At 68.1% G+C, this 781-nt stretch carries 2 pseudogenes; both read left to right on the forward strand.

The features are described from left to right. Positions 1-262: pseudogene (locus ACYVO7_RS25740) on the forward strand (hypothetical protein); the annotation flags it as partial. A gap of 21 nt (positions 263-283) precedes the next feature. Then, a pseudogene (locus tag ACYVO7_RS25745) lies at positions 284-781 on the forward strand (HlyD family type I secretion periplasmic adaptor subunit); the annotation flags it as partial.

A 781-nucleotide genomic window follows, 5' to 3' on the forward strand; every position in this document is an offset into this window, starting at 1 on the left:
GCTGGTGCAGGCCGTGGCCGCCATGAGGCAGGCCCGCCGCACGGTGGTGATCGTCACCCATAAGACCAACATCCTGGGGATGGTGGATTATGTGCTCGTGATGAACGAGGGCGCCGTCCAGCTCGCCGGTCCGCGCGACGAGGTGCTCGCCAACATCATGGGTCCGCGCGTCGTGGCGTCCCCGCCCGACAAGGTGGCGGCGCCGGCCGAGAAGCTGGCCGCCCAGCCCGAGATGCGCACGGCTTCGGCTCCGGCCGCCTAAGAACGACAGCGAAAGAAGACCATGAGCGTCATCGAGGCCCCTCCGGCGTCCAGCGACTATCGGGCCATCGCGATCGCCGGCTATGTGGTGATCGCGACCTGCATCGGCGGCCTGTTCCTCTGGGCCGGGCTCACCAAGCTCGACAGCGCCGTCGTGGCGAACGCGTCGGTGTCCCTGGATTCGCGCCGCAAGGTCATGCAGCACCTGGAAGGCGGCATGATCAAGCAGATCAACGTCAAGGAAGGCCAGCTCGTCCAGGAGGGCGAGGTGCTGGTCCGCCTCGACGACACGCAGGCCCGCGCCAGCCTCGACCTGGTGCGCAACCAGCTGGACGCGGTCATCGCCCAGGAGGCCCGCCTCATCGCCGAGCGCGACATCGCGGCGGAGGTGACCTATCCGGAGGAACTGAACAGCCGGGCCTCGTCGCCCAGCGTCCGCAAGATCATCGACGACCAGAACGCCCAGTTCCGTGAGCGTCGCAACTCGCTGCGCAGCCAGATCGACGTGCTGCAGAGCCGG

The sequence above is a fragment of the Alsobacter sp. SYSU BS001988 genome (assembly GCF_054796215.1).